Below are 24,456 nucleotides of genomic sequence, written 5' to 3' on the forward strand. Positions count from 1 at the left end.
CTATTTCAGGGCCATCAGCTGCCGCCGCAGCACCCGAATGGTCGATGCGGCGGCGATGATCGCGATCACGACGAGCACCGCCGCTGCCGTCACGACATGACGCAGATCGTGGGTCCAGATCAAATCGGCGAACGGCTTCTGCTGTCCCGCTGGCGGATCCGCCCCATCGGTGAGTCCGACATCGGCACCGATCCCGGCCGCCGCCCACCGCGACGGCGCGGCATAGGCGAACGTCCGCAGTACCGCACCGGGCGTGCCTTCGAACGGTGGTGCGAGCCCGGTCATCACCACCTGCAGCGCGAGCACGCCCATCAGCACGAAAACCGCCTGGCGCAATGATTTCGAACATGCCGACACCAGCAGTCCGAGCGCCATCGCGGCCAGTGGCAGCGTAATCGCGAACAGCAGCAGTCCGTATGGTTGCGGCAGCACCGGTTTCGTGGGCCCGGACTTGATGCCGAGATATCCGATGGTCGATGCCACACCCAGCAGCACCGCGAGCGGTGTACAGGTGATCGCGCGCGCCAACACCACCGACGCCGCCGAAATGCCCCAGCGCGCTTCGCGTTCGATGACGACACGATCGTCGACGATGGCGGCGAAGGATTGCGCCATCGAGAAGAAGGTGAGACAGACGATCAAGGCGATCATGACCGAACTGATCGCACGCGGATCACCGCCCAGCCCTTTGTCCGAGGCAGCCGCACCCAGCAAGGCTGTCAAGCCGATGCCCGCCGCCGAACCCAGCGCGAGCGTTCGGAATCCATTGCGCTGACGGGCCCATTCCCGACCGATCAGTCGCGGCAGATGCCGATGCAGGGAACCACGCATCGGCGCGGGCACCGCGTGCTCGGCCGGTTGCGGGGTCGAGGGTGCGGCGGGCTGCCCGTCCTGCCGGTCGGCGCGCAACCGGTCCATCACCTCCGCGTAGCTGTCGACACCGAAGGCGCGCAGCAACTCGCGGGGTGGCCCGAAGAATCCGAGTCGCCCGCGACCGGTTACCGCGAGCACCTTGTCGGCGCAGTCGACATTGACCATCGAATGGGTGACGACAATGACCGCGCAACCGGTTTCGGCGACCACCCGTAGCCGCTGCATCATGGCGCGGTCCAAGCCCTCGTCCAAGCCGGAGGTCGGCTCGTCCAGGACCAGCAACTGCGGATCGCTCAGTAATTCCATGGCCGTCGAGACGCGCTTGCGCTGACCGCCCGACAGCGTGTCGATCCGCTTGCCGACCTCACCCGCCAGCTCCATCTCGGCGATCACGGTATCGACCCGGGCCGCCCGCTCGGCTCGGGTGGTATCGCTGGCCGTGCGGAGACCCGCAACCCATAGCAACGCGTCGCGCACCGCGAGGTCGCCGAACATCGCGGGCTGTTGCGGCACAAACGAAACCAGATGACTGGCCTGCATGCGCGAGGCGACCAGGTCGACGTGCCCGAGCCGCAACGAGCCCGCTGCCAGCGCGACCTCCCCGAGCAGCCCCGCGCACATGGTGGACTTCCCGGCCCCGGACGGTCCGATCACGGCAAGGACCTCACCGCGTCCGAGTTCGAAGGTCAGATCGCGCAAGGTGGGCTCGGTGCGACCCCGATACCGCAGGCTCACCCCATCGAAGCGCAGCAGCGGTTCCCGCGCGATCACGGCGGCAGGCACCAGTGTCAGCTGCGCCGGGCCCGACACTTCGAAGATGTGGTGCGCCACCATGAATTGCTCGCCCACCCGCAACCGAGCGTGCAGTACGGGTTTGCCGTCGACGAACGGACGCGCATTGGTGGCGAGTCCGCGCAGCTCCACAGCGCGCCCGGTCCAGCGCACTGTCGCATGCCGATGCGCCAGATCCAGTCCGGGCAGGGCGATTTCCGCGTCACCGCCCTCGCGGCCGATCGCGAGCACCCGATCGCTCGGGACCGACCAGGATCCCGGGCGCCCGGGGGATGGCGGGACGGATTGTCGCGGGGGAGTCCGATCGATGACCGGCGGTGATGGCGGCGGCGCATCGATGATCGTCCGGTCGCCGCCATTGACGACGCGCCCTCCCCGAGGAGGCGGCTGCGGTGGCGTGCGTTTCGATTGTGGTGGTCTGGCCGGGGCCGATGGCCGCGGTTCCTGCCCCGCCCGACCGACAACGGTCGGCGGCGTGACATTCGTATTATCGTCCGCATTCGCCACTACGAGGCGAAATATCCGACCGCGCACCACGATCCGCAGTTCGTGGACCCCCGCACCTTCGATCGCCGTCCAGTTCCGTGGGCCGATCGGCACATCATCGAGAGTCGCCTCGATCGTCGGATCCACGGCGCGGATGGCCCATCCGTTGACATGTCGGAACCGAAGCCACTGGCCTGCCGGACCGTCGTCGCTGACCGAAATATCGGCGCCGGACCCGGAGCCGAGGGAATGGGTACGCCCGGAGATCCGGTGACGGATCGCACCGGTAGTGAGCAGGAGTGCGGGTTCGGACATCAGTTCGTTCCTGATCAGGCGAGCGCGATAACAACGGCGAGCAGCACGATGAACAGCGCGATCCACGCGACGACCACAATGGGTGAAATACGTTGGGACGGTGTACTATTCGTCGGCGTGGGCACGGCGAACCCAGCGAAGTGCGCGGCGCGAGTTTGCTCGTTCCAGGGTTCGCGCAGCGCGAAGTCGGTCCGCCGATACACCCGGCCGTCCGGCCGCACCACCGACTGCCAAGCCAGCGCAAGCGCCCGTAGATCCGCCGAGGTCAGATCCGGGTACGGGGTGGTCAGCAGGCGGTCGACCTTCTGGAAATCCCCGCTGGGCAGCAACTGGGCATACTGCCGATAGTCGAGCTGATTCGCGGCCAGATCCTCGGCGAGGCAACGAATCATCAACAGGGCGAATTTGAACAGATCGGTGGTCGCGGTGAACTGCTGCACCGGATACGGCGGCCGCCACGGCAGCGGATCCAGGCGCGGGGTCGCGCCGCGGCCGCTGATGAGGAAGGAATCGCAGTCCAGGAAGTAATTGTGCGCCGAGACGATACCGTCGACCGGGCGTGCGTCGGTGGTCAGAATGTTGTTGGGCTGTAGATCCCCGACCACGACGTCGTTGTCGTGCAGGAACTGCAGATCCACCAGCAACTGCCCGAGCCGTGCGATCTTGTGCGGGAAGTCGAAATAGGTGTGCCGACGCTTCTGCGCATCCGACACCCGCACCGCGACCCGGGTGAAGGCACGCGGCTGCGGCCCGCTGTGCGATTCGAAGAAGAATTCGCGCGGTGCCAGCGGCATGAGAATGCCTACCACCGTTCGATCTTCGACGACCACGGCATGGGGCCAAGCACACAGCTCCAGCATCCGCTTCCGGTCGTCCTGATCCAGCCGGTGCGGCCAGTCGACCAACTCGCGCAGCACCTCCGGCTCCAACTGGCGCACAGTATCCCGGTCATAGCGCTTGAAGGCGACCGACACCTCGTCCGGTGTCGTACAACGCCACACCTGTGCGGAACCGCCCTCACCCAGCGGGAAGTCGCCCACGATGCGCAGTTCGTCCACGCGGTACTCGGTACGACCGGCTGCCGACCACCCCGGCATTGTCATTGCCCCCACCTACCGTCTTTCCCGGGCGGGCCCGCGCCCGCGTGTCGGCCAGGCCGCGACGATGGTGCGGTCATCGTGCAGACCGGGCAGGTCGAATCCGACGAGCTGACCGAAAACATGCTCGGCGGGCCGCGGTCCGGCGATCTGCGGCAGCAGCGTGGCGAATTGTTCGGGCACCAGCCGGATCGCATCGGCCATGCCGTCGCTGGCCAGCACCACCATCAGATTCGACGGCACGAACGTGAATCCCGCGATCACGCGATCGGCATCACGTGGCAGCGACGGCGTGACATTGCTGATCATGCCGCGCTTGGTCGCGTGCTGGGTAAGCCATTTGGTGGCACCGGAATTCAGATCCACCAGCAGCAGATCGCAATCGCCGACGGTCGCCCAGGCCAGCGGATAGCCGTCCGCCGATACCGGGCCGAGCGCGGCGAAGGCCAAGGTGCAGGCCGGGATCGAGGTGCGCTTGTTGTCGCCCGCGCCGTGCGGGCTGCGGTAATCGAGTTCGGCGGCCAGTCCGTCGACCGATCCCGCGTCGAGTTGGGCGGCGACCTTCGCGGTGATCTCGGCGGCGAGCGGCTCCCAGGTGGACGGATAGCCGATGCGATCGAGCGAACTCGCGTACCGGTGCAGCAGCGTCAGGCAGGTGCGGGTCGCACGCTGGGCGGCGGCATGGGAATTGGCGGCCGAACCGAGCCCGTCGGCGACCGCGAGGTAGACCCAGCCGCGATCCGGATCACCACCGATCGCGTAGGCGTCCTCGCGGGTGTTGCCGTCCTTAGCGTGCGAAAGTCCCACCTGCGTGGCGGCATACACGTCGTAGCGGCCGCTGCGGCCGCGATCGACCGTGAGTCCGCTCACGCCCGAGGTGGTCAGGGCGGGCAGTTCCACCGGACGGGCGGACTCGGTGTGCTCGACATGCTCTCGGCGCATGGTCTCCTCGCCGCGTTCAGGGGCGGGGACATCAGCTCGGGGGCGCACCAGCATGACCGCCGCGCCGGTGGCCGTCGAGGCCAGGAAGCAGATGAGAGCCGCAGGTAGCCACCACCATCCTGACCGCTCGTGCGCGGGTTCGGCGATCGAAACCATCAGCAGATCACCCGCCTTGTTGAGGGGGCGGACGCTCACTTCGTTACCGTCGACATCTCGCACCATCTGCCGTGTCGACGGCGCCTTGAACTCCGGTGGGAATTTGATGGGAGCACCCGAGATCAACGCGCAGGTATCGCCCGCCTTGTTTTCGATTTGCGCCCGCACCGGCGAATTCAGCACGGCCACAGCGGTTTGCGGCTCAGCGGCCGTCGGTGGGCACCCGCCGGTGCCTTCGGCCAGGACCCGATCGGCCACCCTGTCCGTCGTCCAGCGGTCGTTCCCGCTGTCACCCAGCAGTTGCACAATGATCGACAGCAGCGCACCCAGCAGTGCGATCCCGGCCACCAGCAGAATGGGTCGGCGGCGAAACGTATCCAACGTCATGGCTATTCAGTCCAGTTCCCGCATACCGAGGGGCGTACGGAACAGGAACCTGCCCTGCCCGACACTGCTGCTGATCGAGAACTTGATGCTGTTGATGATGGCGCGCAACAGATCTCCCGGCGCCACACTGCCCTGGGCGACACAGGCGACGCCGACCGGATTGCGGGAGCGCAACTGCCGTACCGTCTCCTCACGCACATCACCGATGCCGAGGGCCACCACCACCGGGCGGAACGGGTGGCCGGGCGCCTCCAATCCGGCGCGTACCGGCACCCAGACCTCGTCGGGCTGGAATTTGCCGCGCACCTGGGGATTTCCGTCGGTGAGGAAGAAGATCACCGGCGTGTAGGTGTCCAGTCGGGCGCTGGCGAAGCGCTTGTGGTCGGAGCGCAATTGCCGGTCCAGATAGCGGAATACGTCCGCGTAGTCGGTCGCGCCCTGGCGTGGCAGCGCCGGAATGGACGGATCGATGCGCAGCGGAGTCAGCGGCAACACCGCGACGGCGGAATCACCGAAAGCAACCACCGAAAGATGTGCGGTGTCATAGGTGGTCGGATCTTCCTCCAGCACATTGAGCATATCCGGCAGCGCCTGCTCCACCGTCTCGAGCGGCGTGATCTTCTGGTTGGTCCACGCGGGATCCCACATCGACCGGGAGACATCGCAGACGACATAGAACGGGAACACCCGGCTGGCGCTCACTCCGGCCTGGGTGAGTTGGAAACGAGTATCCTCACGCATTCCTGGCTCCGATTAGTTGGAAATTTCTGCGCGGCAAGACATTCCGCGAGCGGTGGCCTGTTGGTCGGCGACGACCTTGCCGTCGACGGTGATCTTGCAGTGAGCAGCACCGGCGGGATCGGGTGTGCCCTCGACAAAGACGACGAATCCGCCGGTCCGGTTGCTGACCAGGGTGTGCGAATAGGGCAGTGTCGTGGCGCCCGCACCGAGATAGCTGCTGGCGCCGTCACCCCAGCTCAGATCGCGGACCTTGCCGTTGCCGGTCACGTCGAAGACGACGGTGTGCTTCTTGGTCTTGTCCGACGTTCCGGTGGGACCGGTCGGGCCCGTGGGTCCGGTGGAACCGGAATTGCTGTTTCCGTTCGAATCACCGTTTCCGCCAGAGGATCCGGTGCCTTTGCCGGTGGGCTGATCCTGATTCGAAGCCTGATCCACCTGCGGCAGGTGGATATCGAGATTCGACTTACCGACCGCGAAGAAAACCGCGGCCGCCGCGACCACCGCGAGAACGGCGGTGAGTAGGTACTTCACTGGGTTCACTTTCCTGCTCGCCAAGCCCGGTGGACGGGACCTGGAATCAGCGTCCGGCAAATCCGGTGCGGAAACATCCCCGCCGTATCACTGAGTGACACGTTCATCGAAATCGGCTGTGTGTGCATTGATTACGGCCGCCTCGCGGTGCGAGGCTGGAGGGTTGGTTAGGGGTGCGTTGGGGGTCCGTACCGAACACGGGTCGGTACGTTTCGGGCCCCCTGAGATTCGCGGCACCGACCAACGAATAACCAACGGCCGTCCAACGAGGTGCCGGTTTGACACCCGGGGCGATGCGGTCGCACACTCGTCGCGACCGCGCATTTCTCGCGCGGCCGGTTTCCACTTCCCGAGAAGGTCGACATGATGTGTCGCCGCTGTGCTCCGGTCGCCTCGGCGGTGCGATATGCCCGATGACAAAACTGTGGTCGGGCGCGCCGTCGCGATAATCGAGGCGGTCGCCGATTCCCGGGATCCGGTCTCGCTGGCCACCTTGACCAAGCGCACCGGCATTCCGAAACCCACCGTCCGTCGCATCGCCAACGACCTGGCTCGACGCGGCATGCTCGAACTGACTCAGGACGGTTACCGCGCTGGCACGTTGCTGATCTACCACGGTCTGCGCGCGGCCCAGCAGCACGGTTTCGTGCTCACCGCGCAGCCCTACATCCAGGACCTATATCTGCGTACGCGCGGCGAAATCGTCTGGTGCGCAAGCCTGTACGGCGGGGAGCTGACCCTCAACGGTTCGGCGTTCGGCCGCAACTACGCCGCGGTGATGAAGCGGCAGAACTGGCCGAGCCTGGCCTCGTTCGGGCCCAGTATGGTCCTCACCGCCGCGGGACGACTGCAGATCGCCGCACACGACGAACAGGCCGAACAAATCTTCGCCATGGGCTGGGCGCCACTGACCCAATATTCGGTCACCGATTCGCGCAAACTACGGGCATTGCTCGACGAGGCCCGCGATACCGGATTCGTGCACGAGCGCGAGCAAACCCTGGTCGGATGGAGCTGCGTGGCATCGGCCGTGCGCGACGGCTCGGGTGCGTTCATCGGTGCGATCGGAATCACCGGCCGCAGTGCCGTTATCGAACAGCGCAGTCTGCACACCGGCTTGATGCGCTCGGTGGAGTCGCTGCAGCACGAACTGCGCGAAGACAGCTCGGCGGGCCTGCCGCTCGGCAAACCGATGAAGTCCTTCGGGGAGATCTTCACCGAGTACCCGCGCTGGACGCCGAACCTCGCACCGCTGCTCGATGTGACCTCGGATTGACCTCGGATTTCGATGCCCCCGAGGCGATGGGCAGCAAACCCGAATTCCCTCCCGTACTATCGCGATCGGGAACACCGGCCGGGTAGATGAAGGGGGACGGTGTTGGAGATTCGCCTACCGGCGACCATGCGCAACGGGGGTGCGTGGTTACGGCGCTTCGCCGGGACGACTCCGGGTGCCATCGGCGCGGTCGCCGTCGTCACCGTGGTGTTGTGCCTGCTTGCCGGATTGACTTCGGCCGATCAATTGAGCGGCAAGATCGCGCGGCGCGATACCGTGCTGGAGCACACCGAACCGCTGGCCTACGCCGCGCAAACCCTGTACGTCGCACTGTCGGCCGCTGACGCGTCCGCGGCCACGGCCTTCCTGTCCGGCGGCATCGAATCACCACAGGTGCGTGGGCAGTACCAGCAGGCGCTCGCCGAAGCGGCCTCCGCACTCGCGGAGGCGACGGCCGGGGCCGCCGATCAGCAGACCAGGAATATCGTCGCCAAGATCGCCGCCGACCTGCCCGCCTACACCGGCCTGGTCGAAACGGCACGGGCGAACAACCGGCAGGGGTTCCCCGTCGGTTCGTCGTATCTGCGCGAGGCCTCACTGCTGATGCAGAATTCCTTGCTGCCCAACGCCGAAATGCTGAGCAAAGACCGCATGGCCGCGGTGCGCCAGGATCAGCACGATATCGGCGCGCTGCCGTGGACGACCGTCGTGCTGCTGATGATGGTTCTCATCGGTTGTGGCGGTGGCACTTTCGTCCTGCTGCGTCGCACCAATCGCCGGATGAACCTCGGCCTCGCGGTCGCCGCGGGAGCGACCGCCCTCGCGCTGTTCTGGGTGGTCGCCGCGACGATCATCGCCGCGGCCGCACTCGATACCGGCAAATCCGGGGCGACCAGCCGCTTCGAAACCCTGACCCAGGCCAGGATCCTGGCCCAGCAAGCGCGCACCGACGAAACCCTGGAGTTGATCACCCGCGGCGATATCACCACGAGCGAAACCGATTACCGCAAGCACACCACCGAACTGGCGGATCGGTTGGCGAGGGTAACCGGGTCCGATTCCGCGGCCTCGCGGAGCGTGCTGGGCTGGACCGCCGGACATGCCAAACAGCGTGAGGCCTACGAGGCGGCGAACTATCCAGCGGCCGTAGCGCAGGCCATCGGCACCGGTCCGGACACCTCGGCGATGCTGTTCGCCCATCTCGACCAGCTGTTGCGCGACAACCTCATTCAGGAACGTGGTTCGTTGCGCGACGGCGTCGACTCGGCGGGTGCGACGTTGACGCTCAGCCCCGCGGGGACACTGGTACTGCTGTTCGGCGCAGCGGCCTCGACCGTCACCGGACTGTGGCCACGGCTGAAGGAGTTCCTGTGAGACGGCGAATCATCCTGCGGCGGGCGGGTTTCGGATGGATGGCGCTGGTCGCGGTGAGCGCGCTGGTGACCGCATGCGGCTCCGGCATCCAGGCCCCGGCCGCCACGAATGTGGCCGCGGTCAACCCCAAGCCCGACCTGGTCGAGATCACTACGCCACCGCAGACCGAATCCGGCGGCAATTGCGATCCGGAGGCCACCCTGCGTCCCGGGCCGTTGCCGAGTCCCGGTGCGATGCCATCGGGCTCGGCTATGGCGGCCATCGCCGCCAATGGCAAACTGCGGGTCGGGGTGGATCAGAACACCTACCTGTTCGGCTTCCGCAATCCCAGCACCGGACAGCTCGAGGGCTTCGACATCGATATCGCGCGCGAGATCGCCCGATCCCTTTTCGGTGATCCGGACCGGATCGAATTGCGTTCGGTCACCGCGGCCGAGCGCATACCGGCCCTGCAGAACAAGCAGGTCGACCTGATCGTGCGCACCTTCTCGGCGACCTGTGAGCGGCGTCGCGATGTCGACTTCTCCGGGGTCTATTACCGTGCGACCCAACGCCTTCTGGCCATCCGCAACTCCGGCATTCGTGCGGGCGCGGATCTGGGTGGTAAGCGGGTGTGCGTCACCCGGGGCACCACCTCACCCGGGCCGCTGTTCAGCCTGCCCAAGCGACCCGTCGTCCTGGGCGCGTCGAATTGGACCGACTGTCTGGCCGCGCTGCAACAGGGGCATGTGGACGCGATCAGCGGCGACGATCCGATCCTGGTCGGTCTGGTGGCCCAGGACCGGAATCTGGAGATCGTCGGCGAGGTGATCGGCACCGGCGCATACGCGGTCGGCATCGCGCAGGGGCATCCGGATCTGGTCCGCTTCGTCAACGGCGTGCTGGAACGCATCCGCGGCGACGGCACCTGGCAGCAGCTCTACAACGCAAGGCTCAGCGCCCTCGGCCCGTCGCCGGGGCCACCGGACCTCCGCTACAAAGAGTGAAACCATGCAGCTACTCACTCTCGCCGAAATCGACGCCGAATTGACCACCCGCACAATCGAATTCGATGCCATCACCGCCACCCTGCTGGAACTGGACAAACATCCGGGCCACACGCTGCTGCAGCGGTATCCGCCGACCGGGGTGACCGAACAGCGCTGGCTGCCGGTCCGCGCCGCGCTCGCGCTGATGTGGGAGGACTACAGCCGTCTGCAGATCATCCTGGAATCGGCGCGCAAGGTGCGCGGCACTCGGGCGCGCCTCGACGACGGTGAGCGCGCCGAACTCACCCGGCTGCTGCGTGGGCGTCCCTACGAGGCCGCGCGCACGCCGATACCGATGGCGCAACGTTCGCTCACCGGACCCGCCGAAGAGGTTCTGTTCGTCGGACTCGCCGATACCGTTGATCGCATGCGGGCCACCTTCCCGGAAATCGCCGAATTCCTCGACACGATCGATGCGGTGAACACGAGGGTGATGTCGGGCCTCGCGCCACTGCAGGACACCCTGGACAAAGCAGGTGCGGCCGGGGGCGAGACCACGCAGTTGCGCGCGATCGGCGACGGCATCGCCGAATTGCTGAGCCGATCGGCGACCGATCCACTCGCGTTGACGGTGCCGGAGATCGATGCGCGCATAGCGGAGTTGTCGGGGGAGTTGCGGCAGGTGGCCACCATTCTCGCCGAACTCGTTGCGGTCGCTGCGGATTGGGCCGAGGCGGTCGCCGAAACGCGCAGTCGCTTGGCGGTGCTGCGGGCCACCCGAGCCCGCGCGGCGGAGGCGCGGACGCAAGTCGAGGCGAAGATTTCGGCTGGCCCGCTGCCGGTGTCCGAGGACAACACCGCCGCGCTCGAAGCCGAACTAGATGCGTTATCCGCGAAATCGGGCGCGGCAGCGGAGTTGGTCCGGTTGCGCACACAAATCGCGGACGCGACCGCGGGAGCGGCCACCGTGCAGGAATTGGCTCAGGGCCTGCTCGATCGGCGTGCCGAGTTGCGCGGACGACTGGCCGCCTATCAGGCGAAGGCGGCTCGTCTCGGCGTCAGCGAGGACCGAGATGTCCTGGCCTCGAATCAGATCGCGGCGGGTCTGCTCGCGCGGCGACCGTGTGATCTGGCGGCCGTTACCCGGGCGGTCGCCGACTTCCAGCAGATCATCGGGGAGAAATCGGGGCGGGGCAGATGACCTGTAATGAGCCGGGCTGCGGCGGCACGATCGAAGACGGATACTGCGCGGTGTGCGGCACCGCACCCGCCGAGGCGACCACTGTTTCGGCGGAAATCCCTATCCGGCATGAGGTTTCGAGCAAGGCCCTGGCCTGTGCCGAACCGGGCTGCACTGGAACCATTGCCGGTGGATATTGCGACGCCTGCGGCACGGCTCCGGCTGAATCGCGGCAGGCTATCTGTGCCGAGCCGGGCTGCGGCGGAAACATCGTCGACGGCTACTGCGATGCTTGCGGCACAGCTCCGGCCGGAAATTCCGGAACTTCCGCACTGTCGGCCCGCTCGGGAAGCACCCGCGCCTCCGGACGTTCGGTGCGCACCGGCCGGACCTCGTCGAAATCCAGCGCTCGCGGTCGGCTCGGCGCGGGCATGGTGGAAGTGCCGCGGATCCCGCGCATCGACCCGGCCACCGCGGTCCTGGCCGATCCGCAGGTCGCCGAGGGAAAGCGGCTCTGCGGCAAATGTGAACAACCGGTCGGCCGCGGCCATGACGGTACGCCCGGCCGCACCGAGGGCTTCTGTCCCAACTGCGGCACCCGGTTCTCCTTCACACCGAAGCTACGCAAGGGCGACTTGGTCGGCGGACAGTACGACGTGGTCGGCTGCTTGGCGCACGGCGGACTCGGCTGGATCTATCTGGCCACCGACCGCAATGTCGCAAACCGCTGGGTGGTGCTGAAAGGTCTACTCAATTCCGGGGATCTGGACGCGATGGCCGCGGCGGTCGCCGAAAAGCGATTCCTCGCCGAGGTCGAACATCCCAGCATCGTCAAGATCTACAACTTCGTCGAGCACCGCGGCGCCGACGGTGTCGCGGTCGGCTACATCGTCATGGAGTACGTCGGCGGGACGTCGCTCAAACAGATCCTGCGCGCCCGCCGCGATGCCGACGGCAGCTATCTGCCGCCACCGCAGGCCATCGCCTACATTCTGGAGATGCTGCCCGCGCTCGGCTATCTGCATTCGCTCGGCCTGGCCTACTGCGATTTCAAGCCGGACAACGTGATGCAGACCGATGAGCAGCTCAAGCTCATCGATATGGGCGCGGTGATCGCCATGGACGATCAGGACAGCCCTATTTACGGCACCATCGGCTATCAGGACCCCCAAATTTCTCAAAGCGGGCCGACCGTGGCGACCGAGGTCTACACCGTCGGACGCACTCTCGCGGTATTGCTGATGAATGTGCCGCAGCAGGGTGGACACTTCGGCGCACTGCCCGATCCGGACGCCGAACCGCTACTGGCGAAATATGATTCGCTGCACCGATTCATCCTGCGCGCCACCGAGGCCGATCCAGAGGCGCGTTTCTCCTCGATGGAGGAGATGGCCGATCAGCTGACCGGCGTGCTGCGCGAGGTGCTGAGCATCGATGACGGTGTGCCGCGTCCCGGAATGTCGGCCTACTTCGGGCCGCCGCGTGGCGTATTCGGCATTCAGGAAGCGCTGACGCCAGCGAGTATCGTTGCGGCACTGCCCGTTCCGCTGGTGGATCCGAACGACAGCGGTGCGGCGCTGCTGGCCACCACCGGCGGAACTTCTCCCGCCGAACTGGAACCGGCCTTCGAGGCGGGACTGCGATCGGTGCTCACGACCCGCGGTGCGTCCGTGGAGATTCCATTGCGGCTGGTCCGCGCCGCGCTGGAGGTCGGCGATCCGGCCGACGCGCTGCGCCGACTCGACGAACTCGCCGACACCCTGCCCGGTGACTGGCGGCTGGCCTGGTATCGCGGTCAAGCCGAGCTGCTCGCGGGCAATACGGATGCGGCACATGCCGAATTCGATGCCGTGTACGCCGCATTGCCCGGTGAGGCCGCGCCGAAGATCGCACAGGCGGCCGTCGCCGAACTCGCGGGCGCGCAGTCGGATCGGCAACAGGCCGCGCGCTACTACGACACGGTCTGGCGCACCGACCACGGCTTCGCCAGCGCCGCCTTCGGACTGGCCCGGCTGCGCAATGCGGACGGCGATCGCGACGGCGCGGTCGCCGTACTCGACCAGGTGGATTCGGCATCGGCGCTCTACACCGAGGCACGGCTGACGGCGGTGGAGACCATGCTGGCCGACCGCACACCCGATGAACTATCGGAAACGCTGCTGCGCGATGCGGGCGGACGGGTCGAGGCATTGCGAATCGAATCGAAAAGCCGTGGCGCACAGGTGCGAATGCGCGTGCTGGACGCCGCATTGAACTGGCTGCGCACGGGAAAAGCACCGACGACACATGGGGCGCTGCTCGGCGCCAACCTCGATCAGGACGGAGTACGAACCGGTTTGGAGCGCTGCTATCGCGACCTCGCCCGCGAAACCGAAGATATGTGGGCCCGATTCGAGCTGGTGGATCGTGCCAATGCGATCCGGCCGAGGACGAACCTATGACCGGACCTGATACCGCGGTGCAGCCGCGGTGCCCGGAGTGCGCGGCGCGGGTCGGGGTGGCCGACCGGTTCTGTGAGGCCTGCGGCCGCGAACTCGGCGCGCGCAGAATCGCGCTGCCGCGGTCGGATCCGGATGCGGCGCCGACATGTGAGGGTTGTGGCGGCACCCGATACGACGCCGATGGTTACTGCGGCGGCTGCGGTCAATTGCGGCCGCAGCCGGATCGATTCGAGGCCGATCTCGGCGCGGTGTATGTCATGACCGATCGCGGTATCGCGCACGCGCGCAACGAGGATGCGGTCGCGGCGGCGGTGTTGGAAGACGGTGCCAAGCGCCCGGTCGTCTCGGTGATCGCGGTCAGCGACGGCGTCTCCACCTCCGATGATCCGCAGGCGGCCTCGGGCGCGGCGGCGCGTGCGGGCGTCGATGCCTGCCTCACCGCATTGGCCGAAGCGCGCTCGGGCACGGCGGTTGTGATGGCCGGGCTCACGGCCGCATCGGAGGCCGTGCGCGATATCGCGACGCACGACGGTCACGCTCCATCATGCACCTACGTTTCGGCCATCGTGCGCGGATACGGCGGCGACGGCGTGGAGATCACCGTCGCGAATGTCGGTGACAGCCGGGCATATTGGTTGCAGGGCGTCGGCATCGAGCCGATCGCGGGCGGGAATTTGCCGTCGACACGGCTGACCGTCGACGACTCGTGGGCGCAGGCGCTCGTCGATGCGGGTGCCATGGACGAGCAGTCCGCGATGCGGGATCCGCGGGCGCATACCTTGCTGCGCTGGCTCGGTGCCGACAGCGAGGACAAGGCGTGGTCGGACCGATGTGTGAAGACCTTTCACACCACGGGTCCCGGGGTGCTGTTGCTGTGCAGTGACGGACTCTGGAACTACGTGTCCGATCCGGCGGCGTTGGCACGGATGGTCAGCGGGTTACCGCGCGAGGAGGCGGCGCGGGCGCTTGTCGAATTTGCACTACGGTCCGGGGGGAGCGACAACATCACCGTCGCGCTGGTGCCGATCGGGCCATCGGTCGATGCAGGAGTTGCACAGTGAGTTCCATTGCGAATAACGGGATTTCGGTAGCGATAGACCAGAACGAATACCTGGCCGAGGGCGCGGATACAGTCGACGCGGTGGTGACCGTGGAGACCGGCGCGGATTTCGTGGCCGCCGGACCGGAACCGGAGCGACTGGAGGTGCTGATCATCGACTGCTCCGGATCGATGGCCACCGGCAAGAAGTTCGAGGGTGCACGCCGAGCCACCCTGGCCGCACTCGATGTATTGAAGGACGGCACCCGGTTCGCGATCATCGAGGGCACGTCGATGGCGCGGCTGACCTATCCGGGCGACAAGCCATCGGTGCCCGTCAACCGCGATACCAGGGCCGCGGCCCGCCGCGCACTGGACAAGTTGCGGCCCAACGGCGGCACCGCCATGGGCACCTGGCTCGGGCTCACCCGGCAGCTGGCCAAGAAACATCCGGATGCCATGGTGCACGCCATTCTGCTCACCGACGGCAAGAACGAACACGAGGAACCTGCGGCGCTGGCCGCCGAGATCAAACAGTCCGAGGGCATCTTCACCTGTGACTGCCGCGGCGTCGGCACCGACTGGCAGGTGGACGAATTGCGCACCATCGCCTCGGCGCTGCACGGCACGGTCGATATCGTCGCGGATCCGGCGAATCTGGCCGCGGACTTCGCCGCCATGACGCAGACGTCGATGGCCAAGGCGATTCCGGAACTCACCCTGCGGGTGTGGACACCGGCGGGCGCCACCGTCCAGTTCGTCAAGCAGGTCGCCCCGACCATCGAGGATCTCACCGCGCGACGCACCGACGCCGGATCGCAACTGGGGGAGTACCCGCTCGGCGCCTGGGGCGCGGAGGACCGCGACTACCACGTGCAGGTGCGGGTCGAGCCCGCCGCACCCGGACGGGAGAAGCTCGCGGCCCGGATCAGTGTGGTCGCGGGCGACGAGGTGGTCGGTCAGGGATTGGTACGCGCGGTGTGGACCACCGAGACCGAACTCTCGGCCCGGATCAGCAGGCGCGTTGCGCATTACACCGGACAGGCCGAACTCGCCCAGGTCGTGCAAGAGGGGTTGAGCGCGCGTAAAAACGGTGATGTGGAGACCGCGACGGCGAAGCTGCGGCGCGCGGTCGAGCTCGCCGCCGAATCGGGGAACGAGGGCACCGCGAAGCTGTTGCGCGGTGTGGTCGAGGTGGACGAGCGCAATGGCACGGTGCGGTTGCGCGCCAGGGTCGAGGCCGCGGACGAAATGGCCTTGGACGCACGCTCCACCAAGACGGCGCGGGTACGCAAGGAGGGGTGATGGCGATTGCTACCTGTCCGGACGGGCATCAGTCCGTCGCGACGGATTACTGCGATGTCTGCGGTTCACCGATCGGCGCGCCCGCACCGACGACCTCGGCCGCGCTGTGCCCGTCATGCGGGTCGCCGAGCACCGGCCGCTTCTGTGAAGTCTGCGGCGCCGATTCAGCGCTGCCGACGCCGGAGCCGCGTGCGGCCGCGCCGACCGAAATCGTCACCGCCACCGCGGTTTCCGCCGCTGAGGTCGTGAGCGCGGCCGGTACCGTGACATGGGTCGCCACGATCACCGCCGATCGTGAGTTCTACGACCGCGTGCAGGCCCGCAAGGGCCCCGACGCCGACCAGGTCGAATTCCCGGCGTTCTACCCCGAGCGCCGAATCACCCTGCGCGGCAACGACATCCTGATCGGCAAACACAGCGTCTCCCAGGGTCTGCAACCCGAGATCGATCTGGGCATCGCCCCCGCCGACGCAGGGGTCTCCCGCGCCCACGCGATCCTCCGCCTCGCCGAAACCGGCATAACCATCACCGACCTCGGCTCCACCAACGGCACAAGCCTGAATGGCAGCGAAGACCTGATCCCCGGCAAGGTGCCCGTCCCGCTCCAGAGCGGTGACCGAATTCACCTGGGCGGTTGGACCACAATCATCGTGACCGCGGAAAACCTCTGAGCGAGTACTGCCCCCTCATCGCAAGCTCACACCCGACAGGGGGTCTGCTGTTTTGGGCGACGGTGTAGCGGCGTTCGCCTCGCTGATCAGGTCCGCAGTCCACTCGTCCATCGCGGCGACGACGTGGAACAGGAACTGCGGCCGGGGTGGTGGCGTCGATGCCATGCTCGAGCAGTGCACCGGTAGCCAGTCGAGCCGGTCGGCGGAAAAGAGTTGGGCAGGATGATGTTCGAGCTGATAGCCTCCGTGACACCGTGGCATCAAGCGAGGAGGTGAGACCCATGAACACTGTATCGATGTGGGGGCTCCCTCTCGTCGTCACGGTCGGGCGAACGATGTAGGTGTCGCCGGGAGCGCCTGAGCAACAAGGCAATCCCGAAAGGCGACAACCAATGAATTCTATGAATTTCACTGCGGGTATGGGTGAGCCCACCGTAGTGATCACGCGGGTTGCGGAGACACAATGGCAGGCGGTAGCCGACGACCGAGTGATCGGCCGCGGCGACGCTTCGCGGCGGCCCGACGGTCGGATCTTCCTCAGCATCGACTCGTGGCACGGCACGGTCTTCGACCAACTCGCTAGTGCGATGCTGCCAGCGCTTTCGAGGCCGATTTACACGGTGGTCGATGAAGTCGACGTGGACCTGAGGTCTGCTTGGGAGCGGGCTGGTTTCACGACCCGCCGCCGTGAGTGGGAATACCTCGTATCCACCGACCCGCACCACACCGGGCTCGACTCGGTGCCGTCGGTCGAGGGCGTGACGATACTGCCGGTCGGCGCGGCACAAGAAGTACTACTCCTCGAGGCCTACACCAGGATCCGTGCCGAAATCGACGACACCGTCGGCTGGGACTCCATGCCCGCCGAGATAATTACCCGCCCGGACGGGATCGTTCCGGTCGATCCGGCACAGTATGCGGTCGCAACCCGGTCCGGCGAGTATGTCGGACTGCTCCGCGTCGCATCGCGACGTCGGCACGCACGTATCGAACTCATCGTTGTTCGAGCCGACCAACGCCGCCAAGGTATCGCCAGAGCACTGCTCGCCCCGGTACTTCGCTCGCTGCACCAATCGGGGATCGAAACGGCATCGGCGTATGTGAACGACACCAACACCGCCGCTGCAGCGCTGTTCGACGGCGTTGGCGGCAGCAGCCGCGCAGGCAGCAACCTGGAGTTGGTGCTGCGATGATGACTACGGCAAAAAACGGCAGGGGCATCGAAATCGAAGGCACCGTCGTCGAGTGTCTGCGCAACGCCACTTTCACAGTGGAACTCGCGAACGGGCACAAGGTACTCGCACACATCAGCGGGAAGATACGGAAGAACTACATCAAGATCTTGCCGCAGGATCGGGTGCTCGTGGAGCTCAGCCCGTATGACCTCACCCGCGGTCGAATCCTGTTCCGGTACAGGACGTAACGCAGGACCAGGACATGACCGAATCGACGTCGCTGTCTTGATGGCCATGGTATCGGCGACCGGTTCGATGACGGTCGCCGATACCATCTCGGCCGTTGTCACTGGGGCAGACACCCCACGGTGTATCCGGCGTTCGGCGGTGCTGCACTTTGCCGAGATCGCCTGATCGAACAGCCGATAGCTGCAAGGAAATGCGGCGCGACTCAGCGCCCGAGGTTCGGTGACGACTCCAATTCTTGCAACACCTCATCGATGCGCCGCATGACATGGCTGCGCCACCCGGCGTCCATGATCGTGCGGGCTTTCTGCTGGAGCGGATGGTCCGGATCGAATCCGGCGTGTTCCAAGAACAATCGGGTGCCCTTGCCCTCGGCCTCGAGCTTCCAGGTGATCGTCCAGTCGGCGCCGTGCTCGGCATTCGGGTCGACGTCGCGCCAGCCGACGCGCAGCATCCGCTCCGATTCGAAGGCCAGCACCTCGGCCGCGATCGCACCGGAAAAGCCGGTCGCCGGAACGGCTTTCGCATCGATGGTGTAGCGATGCCCGACCTCGAGCCGGAAGCCGGACGGCATGAACCACCGCGCGAGCAAATCGGGCTCGGTCAGCGCACGCCACACCTTCGCGGGTGGGTGCGCCAGGAATTCGTCCACGTGAATGGTGGTCGGATCGTCGGTCATCGTTATTCCTCTTCCATGGTGTCCAGCAGTTCACGCAGCCCGGCCAACTTCTCGCGCCAGAACTGCTCGAACGGGTGCAACCATTGCTGGATTTCGTATAGCGGGGCCGCCTCGAGCCGATACAGTCGTTGCCGCCCCACCTTGTTCTCACTGACCAACTCGGCCTCCCGCAGCACCCGCAGGTGTTCGGAGAAGCTCGGCCGCGCCATCTCGAAATGCGCGGCCAGATCGGTCACCGGCTGCGGTCCGCCCTCGCGCAGCAGCCGCAATACCTCGCGCCGAACCGGACTGGCCAGTGCCGCGAAGACCTGTCCTTCGGTGATGTTCACGATCCCGACTATAGGTAGGCAAAATCCTACGCGTCAAGTATCAAGCCGGGACTGATCGGTCGGTTACTATGCGCGTAGTATGTGACTATGGGGTTCGAGTGGCCGGACTGGGCGTTCGCGCACCTGATCGGCATCGGACCCCGGGAGGTACGCCAAGTCCTCGAAGGAGCACTGCGCTGGCCGCGGATTGCCGATGACGGGCACGTGACGGTGTTGTCGGTCTGGGGTCGCACCGGTACCGGGCGGCCGCTGATCGTGGCGACGCGCCAACAGGACCAGTGGACCTGGCTGATCATCGGCGCCCGGGAAATGCGCGCCGACGAACTGAAAATGTTCGAGGAGTGGGAACAGGAGAACCGGTGATGCGTGAAAAGGATTTCCCGTCCACCCCGGACGAAGTGGCGTCGTTCATGGATCGGCTGACCTTCAGCGACGAACCGGTCCCGCCGGAGAAGGCGCCGCCACCACTCGCCCCCGGTGACGACATCATGGTGACGAGTTCCATCCGTATGCCGCTGGAGCTGCACACCCGGGTCAAGCAACTCGCCGACAACCGCGGTATCGGCCTGTCGACGCTGATCCGGGAATGGATGGAGGCAGCCATCGCCGAACTCGATGGCGACCAGCTCATTTCGCGCGCCGATGCCGTGCGCGCGCTATCGCGACTGCATCCCATCCACCGCGCGAGCTGAGTCGGTGCGCGCCTTGCGGGTATCTCGGTCGTCGGCGGGAACTTGATCGACCTGCGCAGCAGAATGGTGCCCATGAGCAACGAGGTAAGAGGTGCAGTCGTAGCCGGGCTGATCACGCTTGCAGAAAGCCCCGACTACCGAGACAGGGCAGACGCAGGCCGCTGCCTGGCCAACTTCGCCGAAATGCCCGAGACCAGAGGGCCGTTGTCGAGCCTCATACTTGATGCTGGCGACACATTCGTTACCCGCGCGACGGCGGAGGCATTGCTCCGGCGTCAGGACGTGCTCGGTTTCGCTGCCGTCGCCTCAGGACTCGCCGCGGCTGATCCGAACCACGCCGACTGGATCAGGACAGCCGTGCTCGACGTATTCGGAGTGTTCTCCCGCGACCGGGATGCTGCTGTGCGAGAGTGCGAGACATTGACCGGAGCGCCTGATGAGCTGGTACGTCATGGAGCAAGCGACTTGATCGCCATGCTGGTCGAGATCGACCCGATTCTTCGCCCAGCGCAGGACTAGTACATGGGATGCATCGAAATCGTGGGTGCCTCAACGGTTCTCAGCGAAACTGCCACGGCCGTGCCGCAATAGTTCGCTGGAACATTTCGATCGTCTCACTCAGCACCGCTCCGGCGCGGGCGTTACCGGCCTGCACGCTAGCCGCGGCGACGATCTCATCTCGCGCGCCGATACCGGGCGCGCGCTGTCGCGACTGCACCCGTTCCACCGGACGAGCTGCGTCGGGGAACGGCGGCGAAAATGAGTAGCGCTCGGCTGCGAGCATGGCGGATATGGAATCCGCCGTCTATCTGATCACCGGTATTCAGGCCGCCGGGAAGTCCACGGTCGCGCAGGCGCTGGCGGAGCGGTTGCCTCGCTCGGCGCATGTGCGCGGAGATGCGTTCCGGCGCTTCATCATCGGTGGCCGGGCGGACATGAGTCCGGAACCGTCGACGCAGGCACTCGAGCAACTGCGGCTGCGACACGCGCTGGCCGCGCATACCGCCGATACATACGCCTCGGCCGGATTCACCGCGATCATCCAGGATGTCGTGCTCGGAGAGTGCCTGCCCTACACCCTCGACCACATCCGGACCAGGCCGCGGTATGTGGTGGTGCTCGCGCCGAGACCGGCCGCGGTCGCCGCCCGCGAGGCGGGCAGGGACAAGGTCGCCTACGACGGCTTCACCGTCGACAGCCTGGACGAGGTGCTGCGGACGCAGACCCCGCGCATCGGATTGTGGTTGGACACTTCCGATCTCACCGTGGAGCAGACCGTCGACGAGATTCTCGAGCGGGCCCGGCCACTGGACAGCGAAGTCGCTGCTCGGTGACTGCGCCCAGCAGTTCCGTTCGTTTGTTCTCCTCGGCGCGAGCGCCATGAGTGTGAGAAGGTGGGGTTTCGCTCGTGAATTCGGTTCTGCTGATGCCGGTTACGACCGTCGCGATGTTGGCCAACCGCCAGCTGCTCGAGACCGTGGTGACTGTACGACATGTTCGTGCAGACCGATCAGGTCTTCGAAATGTACAAGCCGGTGCTCATCGGCGACCGGTTGGTCAGCGATGTCGAGCTCTCCTCGGTGCGACGGATCGCGGGCAGGGACCTGCTCACCATCACCTACACCTTCACCAACCAGACCGGTGAGCTCGTGCAGATCATGCACACCACCGTGGTCGGTATCATCAGCGACGACTTCGACGCCAGCATCAGCGACATGATCGAGCGTGTGATGTGAACCCGATCCAATGGCTGACGAGGTTGCCGCGCTCGCGGGCCTTCCGGATGTGATCGCCCACGGCATGCTCACCATGGGCCTGGGCGCTGGTTTTGTCAGCGGAGGGCTCGGTGACCCGAGCGCGATGATCAGGTACGGGGTCCGGCTGTCGAACTACACCGTCATCGAAGCCGCCTGCGCCGGAAGCGTCGAGTTCACCGGGCGCATCAAATCGGTCGACCCCGAGACCAGGACCGCAGTCGTCGTTATCGTCGCAAAGTCGGCCGGACGCAAGGTGTTCGGCCTCGCCACCGCGGATATCCGCCTCGCATAATCTCCGCTGCCACAGCTCCGACGGTTGCAGGAGCGGATACGCGCAATATGACCGAGAGCGGTTGCCGCACTGGCACGCATGCTGTGGTCAGAACTTTCGAGGAGGGCCGAGCACGATCGGTCACCCATGCGGCATCCGGCTCGTGAAGTGCCTGCCCAGCAGTATGCCGATCAGGATTGGTTGGAGCGGAATGGTTGGTCAGGTTTGGGATGAGGTGGCCGCGGTGAGGCGGTGTGCGAGTGCTCGCAGGTGGGCGATGAGTTCGGGTGGTTCATGGACACGGAATCCGAAGCCGAAAAGCCCTACGTAGACCGCTATTTCGTCGAGCGAATTCGAGCCGGTGTGCAGCAGGCAGTGCTGGTCGTCGATGGCCTCGAGGACGCCGACGGTGGGTGGGATGCGGTCGGCCGCCACGGCCGCGGATACCTCGAGGGTGATGCGTGCTCGATAGCGATAGGGCGCTGTGCTGACCGCGCGAGAGACGAAACCGGCCAGATCCACCTCCGGCGCCTCGCGCGGCGTGAACCGCGGCCCGTTGGGAATGCGCGGGTGCAGGCGGTCGACACGGTATGTGCGCCAATCGGTTCGGTCGAGGTCCCAGCCGACCAGATACCAGTGCCGCCCGGTGTGCACGAGCCGATGCGGCTCGGCCGTGCGACGGATCAGGGTGTCGCTGTGGGTGCGGTAGTCGAAGCGGAGTTGTTCGTGATCGCGGATGGCGGTGGCGATCACGGTCAGCACGTCGGGGTCCACCGGCGCGGTGCTGGCCGGCATGGCGACGGTGGCGGCCTGTAGTGCCGAGACGCGGTGGCGTAGCCGGGCCGGGAGGATCTGTTCCAGTTTCGCCAGCGCCTGCAGCGAATTCTCTTCGATGCCTGCGATGGTGCCACCGGCGGCGGTGCGCAGCCCGACCACGACGGCGACTGCCTCGTCGTCGTTCAGCAGCAGCGGGGGCAGTTTGACGCCCGCGCCCAGCCGGTATCCGGCGGCTCCCGCGACCGCGTGCACGGGATAGCCGAGGGTGCGCAGTTTGTCGATGTCGCGACGGATCGTCCGCGCGTCGACCTGGAGGCGTTCGGCCAGTTCCGCACCGGTCCACTCGCGGGGTGTCTGCAGCAGGGACAGAAGTTCGAGCAGTCGCGCCGAGGTTTCCAACACAGCTCATATTCTGCCCGAATCCTAGGACCGTATCTGTCCTAGCTCGATTGTAGTGTGGTTTTCATGAGCACAGAGATCACGCCCTTCCGCATCGCCATCGCCCAGGAGCAGCTCGACGACCTGAATCGGCGCCTGGACGACACCCGCTGGCCCGACGAGGACCCCGGGGCGGGTTGGCGACAGGGCATCCCGCTCGGCTACACCCGGGAGCTGGCCGATTATTGGCGCAACACCTACGACTGGCGCGCCCAGGAGGCCCGGCTGAACTCTTTCCCGCAGTTCCGCACCGAGATCGACGGGCACAACGTGCATTTCGTCCACGTCCGCTCGCCCGAACCCGACGCGCTGCCGCTGGTGCTCACGCACGGATGGCCCGGATCGATCGTGGAATTCCTCGAGGCGATCGGCCCGCTGACCGACCCGGTCGCGCACGGCGGCAAGGCGCAGGACGCGTTCCACGTCGTGGTGCCGACCATTCCCGGTTACGGGCTCTCCGGCCCCGCGGTCGGCTGGTCGCCCGCGCGGGCCGCGCGGGCGTGGGCGGAGCTGATGCGCCGCCTGGGCTACAACCGCTACGGCGCCCATGGCGAGGACACCGGCGCCGCGATCTCTCGCGAGCTGGCGGTGATCGATGCCGAGCATGTGGTCGCGGTGCACTTGACGATGATCGCCTCCGCCACCGTCACCGCCGAGACCGCCGACCTCGACAATCCCGCCGAACAGCGGGCGGTCGCACTGGCGCAGCGCGCCCAGTACGAACTCGGCGCGTACGCCATGCTGCAAGCCAGTCGTCCGCAAACGCTGTCATACGCGCTCGCCGACTCACCGGTAGGCCAAATGGCCTGGATCGTTGAACGATTCAAGGACTGGACCGACTCCACCGATGCGCCCGAAGACGCCGTCGACCGCGACGCGATGCTGACCAACGTCATGATCTACTGGCTCAACGCCACCGCCGGCTCGTCGGCGCGCTACTACTACGAGGCAGCCGCCACCTGGGGCAGCACCGAACCCGACACCGACGTCCCGGTCGCCGTCGCGGTCATGCCCCACGACCTCGGCATCCCGGTCCGCCGCATCGCCGAACGCAACCACAACATCGTGCGCTGGACCGAACTCGACCGCGGCGGACACTTCGCCGCCATGGAAGAACCCGACCTGATCGTCGACGACCTGCGTGCCACCTTCCGCGACTATCGCAAGTAGATACGGGATCTCGACGATTCGCGGCGGGTGGTAGGGACTCATAGCGGCTCACCCTTCATCAGTGCGGCCCAGTAGTCGTCGCGAAGCTCATCCCACAGGTCGTCGTGCTCGGGCAGTAACTCCCGAGCGGCGGCCAGGTCGGGGTACGGATCGAACACGACCGTTCCGGGTTGCGCTCCCGGAACCGGTGCGCGCAAGGGCACGCGATACGCGGTGAACGATTCGGCAGTGAATTGCGCACATAAGATGCGGGCCGAGACCCCTTCCAATTGCCATATGGCGAGCTTGCGGCCGTCCTGAGTCCGGGTGGTCCGCAATCTGTCTCGGCGCATCGTGCCCCCCTCCACA

25 protein-coding genes and 1 pseudogene are annotated in these 24,456 nt (G+C 66.2%); 16 read left to right on the plus strand and 10 right to left on the minus strand.

The window, feature by feature from the left end; translation table 11 throughout:
* From NP3_RS33010 to NP3_RS33030, 5 genes are read right to left on the minus strand one after another with little or no spacing between them, the layout of a single operon-like run.
* Entirely contained in the window at positions 1-2,466 is a 2,466-nt protein-coding gene (locus tag NP3_RS33010; RefSeq protein ID WP_063045657.1) for an ATP-binding cassette domain-containing protein, read from the minus strand.
* Positions 2,467-2,480: 14 nt separating this feature from the next.
* A complete protein-coding gene (locus tag NP3_RS33015; protein ID WP_157124719.1) occupies positions 2,481-3,569 on the minus strand; it encodes a protein kinase family protein in 1,089 nt (362 codons plus the stop codon).
* A gap of 9 nt (positions 3,570-3,578) precedes the next feature.
* The gene (locus NP3_RS33020; protein ID WP_084509338.1) at positions 3,579-5,048 is read right to left on the minus strand and encodes a protein phosphatase 2C domain-containing protein; all 1,470 of its coding nucleotides are present in this window, start codon (positions 5,046-5,048) and stop codon (positions 3,579-3,581) included.
* 6 nt (positions 5,049-5,054) lie between these two features.
* Positions 5,055-5,789, minus strand: coding sequence for a vWA domain-containing protein (locus tag NP3_RS33025; RefSeq protein WP_063045660.1), 735 nt, complete (start codon positions 5,787-5,789; stop codon positions 5,055-5,057).
* A gap of 12 nt (positions 5,790-5,801) precedes the next feature.
* Positions 5,802-6,320: a hypothetical protein gene (locus NP3_RS33030; protein WP_063045661.1), complete on the minus strand. Its 519-nt coding sequence runs from the start codon at positions 6,318-6,320 to the stop codon at positions 5,802-5,804.
* Positions 6,321-6,726: 406 nt separating this feature from the next.
* Between NP3_RS33030 and NP3_RS33035 the strand changes: the two genes are divergently transcribed.
* The 10 genes from NP3_RS33035 (at position 6,727) to infA (ending at position 17,997) form a co-directional block, all read left to right on the plus strand.
* On the plus strand, positions 6,727-7,596 hold the full coding sequence (locus NP3_RS33035) for an IclR family transcriptional regulator (protein WP_063045662.1): 870 nt from the start codon (positions 6,727-6,729) through the stop codon (positions 7,594-7,596).
* Between the two features lie 99 nt (positions 7,597-7,695).
* Positions 7,696-8,970 carry a GlnX family signal transduction membrane protein gene (locus tag NP3_RS33040; RefSeq protein WP_245721209.1) on the plus strand — a complete coding sequence of 425 codons (1,275 nt, stop codon included), beginning with the start codon at positions 7,696-7,698 and terminating at the stop codon, positions 8,968-8,970.
* Between the two features lie 38 nt (positions 8,971-9,008).
* A complete protein-coding gene (locus NP3_RS33045) occupies positions 9,009-9,956 on the plus strand; it encodes a glutamate ABC transporter substrate-binding protein (RefSeq protein ID WP_063045663.1) in 948 nt (315 codons plus the stop codon).
* 4 nt (positions 9,957-9,960) lie between these two features.
* The gene (locus tag NP3_RS33050; RefSeq protein ID WP_063045664.1) at positions 9,961-11,139 is read left to right on the plus strand and encodes a hypothetical protein; all 1,179 of its coding nucleotides are present in this window, start codon (positions 9,961-9,963) and stop codon (positions 11,137-11,139) included.
* Positions 11,136-13,559, plus strand: a complete 2,424-nt coding sequence (locus NP3_RS33055) for a serine/threonine-protein kinase (RefSeq protein WP_084509340.1) — start codon at positions 11,136-11,138, stop codon at positions 13,557-13,559. Before NP3_RS33050 ends, NP3_RS33055 begins: the two co-directional genes overlap by 4 nt.
* The gene (locus NP3_RS33060; RefSeq protein WP_063045665.1) at positions 13,556-14,620 is read left to right on the plus strand and encodes a PP2C family protein-serine/threonine phosphatase; all 1,065 of its coding nucleotides are present in this window, start codon (positions 13,556-13,558) and stop codon (positions 14,618-14,620) included. Before NP3_RS33055 ends, NP3_RS33060 begins: the two co-directional genes overlap by 4 nt.
* On the plus strand, positions 14,617-15,903 hold the full coding sequence (locus NP3_RS33065) for a vWA domain-containing protein (RefSeq protein ID WP_063045666.1): 1,287 nt from the start codon (positions 14,617-14,619) through the stop codon (positions 15,901-15,903). The genes NP3_RS33060 and NP3_RS33065 overlap by 4 nt, the downstream gene beginning before the upstream one ends.
* Positions 15,903-16,574 carry a double zinc ribbon and FHA domain-containing protein gene (locus NP3_RS33070; RefSeq protein WP_063045667.1) on the plus strand — a complete coding sequence of 224 codons (672 nt, stop codon included), beginning with the start codon at positions 15,903-15,905 and terminating at the stop codon, positions 16,572-16,574. The genes NP3_RS33065 and NP3_RS33070 overlap by 1 nt, the downstream gene beginning before the upstream one ends.
* A gap of 392 nt (positions 16,575-16,966) precedes the next feature.
* Positions 16,967-17,767 carry a GNAT family N-acetyltransferase gene (locus tag NP3_RS33080; protein ID WP_063045669.1) on the plus strand — a complete coding sequence of 267 codons (801 nt, stop codon included), beginning with the start codon at positions 16,967-16,969 and terminating at the stop codon, positions 17,765-17,767.
* Positions 17,767-17,997: a translation initiation factor IF-1 gene (infA, locus tag NP3_RS33085; protein WP_157124720.1), complete on the plus strand. Its 231-nt coding sequence runs from the start codon at positions 17,767-17,769 to the stop codon at positions 17,995-17,997. The genes NP3_RS33080 and infA overlap by 1 nt, the downstream gene beginning before the upstream one ends.
* A 203-nt stretch (positions 17,998-18,200) precedes the next feature.
* Here infA and NP3_RS33090 read toward each other — a convergent pair whose 3' ends face one another.
* Entirely contained in the window at positions 18,201-18,674 is a 474-nt protein-coding gene (locus NP3_RS33090; protein ID WP_063045671.1) for an SRPBCC family protein, read from the minus strand.
* A gap of 2 nt (positions 18,675-18,676) precedes the next feature.
* A complete protein-coding gene (locus NP3_RS33095; protein WP_373864798.1) occupies positions 18,677-19,003 on the minus strand; it encodes an ArsR/SmtB family transcription factor in 327 nt (108 codons plus the stop codon).
* A gap of 87 nt (positions 19,004-19,090) precedes the next feature.
* On the opposite strand from NP3_RS33095, the gene NP3_RS33100 reads away from it, so the two are divergent.
* The 3 genes from NP3_RS33100 to NP3_RS33110 are packed head-to-tail and all read left to right on the plus strand — an operon-like array spanning position 19,091 to position 20,214.
* Positions 19,091-19,366: a hypothetical protein gene (locus NP3_RS33100; RefSeq protein WP_063045673.1), complete on the plus strand. Its 276-nt coding sequence runs from the start codon at positions 19,091-19,093 to the stop codon at positions 19,364-19,366.
* Positions 19,366-19,695 carry a YlcI/YnfO family protein gene (locus tag NP3_RS33105; RefSeq protein ID WP_063045674.1) on the plus strand — a complete coding sequence of 110 codons (330 nt, stop codon included), beginning with the start codon at positions 19,366-19,368 and terminating at the stop codon, positions 19,693-19,695. The genes NP3_RS33100 and NP3_RS33105 overlap by 1 nt, the downstream gene beginning before the upstream one ends.
* A gap of 42 nt (positions 19,696-19,737) precedes the next feature.
* A complete protein-coding gene (locus NP3_RS33110) occupies positions 19,738-20,214 on the plus strand; it encodes a hypothetical protein (protein ID WP_218024982.1) in 477 nt (158 codons plus the stop codon).
* A 40-nt stretch (positions 20,215-20,254) separates the two neighbouring features.
* Here the strand turns inward: NP3_RS33110 and NP3_RS33115 are convergent, their stop codons facing one another.
* Positions 20,255-20,479, minus strand: coding sequence for a hypothetical protein (locus tag NP3_RS33115; protein ID WP_063045675.1), 225 nt, complete (start codon positions 20,477-20,479; stop codon positions 20,255-20,257).
* On the opposite strand from NP3_RS33115, the gene NP3_RS33120 reads away from it, so the two are divergent.
* Positions 20,478-21,029, plus strand: coding sequence for an AAA family ATPase (locus NP3_RS33120; protein ID WP_063045676.1), 552 nt, complete (start codon positions 20,478-20,480; stop codon positions 21,027-21,029). The two genes, NP3_RS33115 and NP3_RS33120, sit on opposite strands and share 2 nt — an antisense overlap.
* An 80-nt stretch (positions 21,030-21,109) precedes the next feature.
* Positions 21,110-21,744, plus strand: a pseudogene (locus NP3_RS51840) ((R)-hydratase); the annotation flags it as partial.
* Positions 21,745-21,942: 198 nt separating this feature from the next.
* On the opposite strand, the gene NP3_RS33135 reads toward NP3_RS51840, so the two are convergent.
* A complete protein-coding gene (locus NP3_RS33135) occupies positions 21,943-22,902 on the minus strand; it encodes a helix-turn-helix transcriptional regulator (protein WP_063045679.1) in 960 nt (319 codons plus the stop codon).
* Positions 22,903-22,965: 63 nt separating this feature from the next.
* Between NP3_RS33135 and NP3_RS33140 the strand changes: the two genes are divergently transcribed.
* On the plus strand, positions 22,966-24,108 hold the full coding sequence (locus NP3_RS33140) for an epoxide hydrolase family protein (protein WP_063045680.1): 1,143 nt from the start codon (positions 22,966-22,968) through the stop codon (positions 24,106-24,108).
* A 38-nt stretch (positions 24,109-24,146) separates the two neighbouring features.
* Here the strand turns inward: NP3_RS33140 and NP3_RS33145 are convergent.
* The coding region (locus tag NP3_RS33145; protein ID WP_218024983.1) for a hypothetical protein at positions 24,147-24,456 on the minus strand (310 nt) is incomplete at its 5' end.

It is taken from the genome of Nocardia pseudovaccinii NBRC 100343 (assembly GCF_001613225.1).
GTDB classification, from domain to species: Bacteria; Actinomycetota; Actinomycetes; order Mycobacteriales; family Mycobacteriaceae; genus Nocardia; species Nocardia pseudovaccinii.

What these genes read in the sequence shown, in the direction of transcription:
- NP3_RS33010 (WP_063045657.1), bottom strand. Translation starts at nt 2,466, where the DNA reads ATGTCCGAACCCGCACTCCTGCTCACTACCGGTGCGATCCGTCACCGG.
- NP3_RS33015 (WP_157124719.1), bottom strand. Translation starts at nt 3,569, where the DNA reads ATGACAATGCCGGGGTGGTCGGCAGCCGGTCGTACCGAGTACCGCGTG.
- NP3_RS33020 (WP_084509338.1), bottom strand. Translation starts at nt 5,048, where the DNA reads ATGACGTTGGATACGTTTCGCCGCCGACCCATTCTGCTGGTGGCCGGG.
- NP3_RS33025 (WP_063045660.1), bottom strand. Translation starts at nt 5,789, where the DNA reads ATGCGTGAGGATACTCGTTTCCAACTCACCCAGGCCGGAGTGAGCGCC.
- NP3_RS33035 (WP_063045662.1), top strand. Translation starts at nt 6,727, where the DNA reads ATGCCCGATGACAAAACTGTGGTCGGGCGCGCCGTCGCGATAATCGAG.
- NP3_RS33045 (WP_063045663.1), top strand. Translation starts at nt 9,009, where the DNA reads ATGGCGCTGGTCGCGGTGAGCGCGCTGGTGACCGCATGCGGCTCCGGC.
- NP3_RS33050 (WP_063045664.1), top strand. Translation starts at nt 9,961, where the DNA reads ATGCAGCTACTCACTCTCGCCGAAATCGACGCCGAATTGACCACCCGC.
- NP3_RS33055 (WP_084509340.1), top strand. Translation starts at nt 11,136, where the DNA reads ATGACCTGTAATGAGCCGGGCTGCGGCGGCACGATCGAAGACGGATAC.
- NP3_RS33060 (WP_063045665.1), top strand. Translation starts at nt 13,556, where the DNA reads ATGACCGGACCTGATACCGCGGTGCAGCCGCGGTGCCCGGAGTGCGCG.
- NP3_RS33070 (WP_063045667.1), top strand. Translation starts at nt 15,903, where the DNA reads ATGGCGATTGCTACCTGTCCGGACGGGCATCAGTCCGTCGCGACGGAT.
- NP3_RS33080 (WP_063045669.1), top strand. Translation starts at nt 16,967, where the DNA reads ATGAATTCTATGAATTTCACTGCGGGTATGGGTGAGCCCACCGTAGTG.
- infA (WP_157124720.1), top strand. Translation starts at nt 17,767, where the DNA reads ATGACTACGGCAAAAAACGGCAGGGGCATCGAAATCGAAGGCACCGTC.
- NP3_RS33090 (WP_063045671.1), bottom strand. Translation starts at nt 18,674, where the DNA reads ATGACCGACGATCCGACCACCATTCACGTGGACGAATTCCTGGCGCAC.
- NP3_RS33100 (WP_063045673.1), top strand. Translation starts at nt 19,091, where the DNA reads ATGGGGTTCGAGTGGCCGGACTGGGCGTTCGCGCACCTGATCGGCATC.
- NP3_RS33105 (WP_063045674.1), top strand. Translation starts at nt 19,366, where the DNA reads ATGCGTGAAAAGGATTTCCCGTCCACCCCGGACGAAGTGGCGTCGTTC.
- NP3_RS33120 (WP_063045676.1), top strand. Translation starts at nt 20,478, where the DNA reads ATGGCGGATATGGAATCCGCCGTCTATCTGATCACCGGTATTCAGGCC.
- NP3_RS33115 (WP_063045675.1), bottom strand. Translation starts at nt 20,479, where the DNA reads ATGCTCGCAGCCGAGCGCTACTCATTTTCGCCGCCGTTCCCCGACGCA.
- NP3_RS33140 (WP_063045680.1), top strand. Translation starts at nt 22,966, where the DNA reads ATGAGCACAGAGATCACGCCCTTCCGCATCGCCATCGCCCAGGAGCAG.